1 protein-coding gene is annotated in these 1,045 nt (G+C 39.0%); it reads right to left on the reverse strand.

Annotated elements, in window-relative coordinates; all coding sequences use genetic code 11:
- Positions 1–505 precede the first annotated feature (505 nt).
- On the reverse strand, positions 506–796 hold the full coding sequence (locus L1077_RS27725) for a transposase (protein ID WP_369334843.1): 291 nt from the start codon (positions 794–796) through the stop codon (positions 506–508).
- Between the last annotated feature and the right edge of the window lie 249 nt (positions 797–1,045).

Below are 1,045 nucleotides of genomic sequence, written 5' to 3' on the forward strand. Positions count from 1 at the left end.
TATTTCACCTTGCGCAAAAGAACCGTACTCACAGCGTTCGCAGTCGGTAACCTTTTGCACCATATTCGCTTCGTTCACTGTTGTTAGCACTTTGCATGATGTCATCCTTAACTCGTATATGGACTCCACTTGTTTGACAACATGTTTTATTAAAATTAAAGATGCTTGCGTATATGCGGTTTCTTTTGAGAGGGCTACTCTCTAACCTTTGATTTATTCGCACCTTCTGTCCTAAACGTTTCGTTAGTGTATTATCACTTAAAGTTCAGACAGGTTTTCAGCAGGTTGGTCTTACCGTTTTAATTACATTGTGGTCGAACTCTTTTTAAGATACTTTTTAAATCATAACGGGTTGGTAATTCGTGCCGTGTTTTCTCATTGCCCAAGCAGTTCTAATATTTTTATTCACAAGCGCAATACAAGCTCGCTTTACACCTGAACGAGCAACTAACCTTAAGAGCCATTGCTGTTTCAATATCTTGGGCCTTTTCGGCAAATTAGAAATTTAGGACAGTGTCCCCAAAAATAAACAGGACTTTAGTTGCTTATCACCAGCACATTTATCAATTCCCAGCATTACGGTTTTACCGCCACTGCTAAATTGTTTTGGGGTAACTCCTAAATATACTGAAGCACATCGCCCATTTTTAAAGTGCTCTGTTTGACTCAAGCTGGCAATAAGCCCTGCCGCACCTAAAACACCAACACCTTCAAGTGCAATAATGCGTTGGCATTGCTCATTTTGAGAAACAAGCAGCTCTAGCTTTTTAGTGGCTTTATTTAGCGATTGCTCAATTCACTTTGCGCAAGAAGCTTATTTAAAAAGGCGACGAGGCTTTACCCTGTTAAAGCCAGAGAAACAGAATCTCTTTTGAGGTGTGAAATTAAAGAAGAGTTGGATCGCCAGTTAAGCCGAATTGCTAAAAAGTTTAATAGAACAGCGTTGTAATCCCGCTTTCCTTTGCTAAAAGGGCACTTCAACTTAATAAAAGTTAATATACTCGCAGGTCATATTGGTAGTGTCTATTTTAACTTATCCACAATT

Origin of the sequence: Pseudoalteromonas luteoviolacea, from assembly GCF_021654285.1 — a bacterium.
Classification (GTDB): Bacteria; Pseudomonadota; Gammaproteobacteria; order Enterobacterales; family Alteromonadaceae; genus Pseudoalteromonas; species Pseudoalteromonas luteoviolacea_J.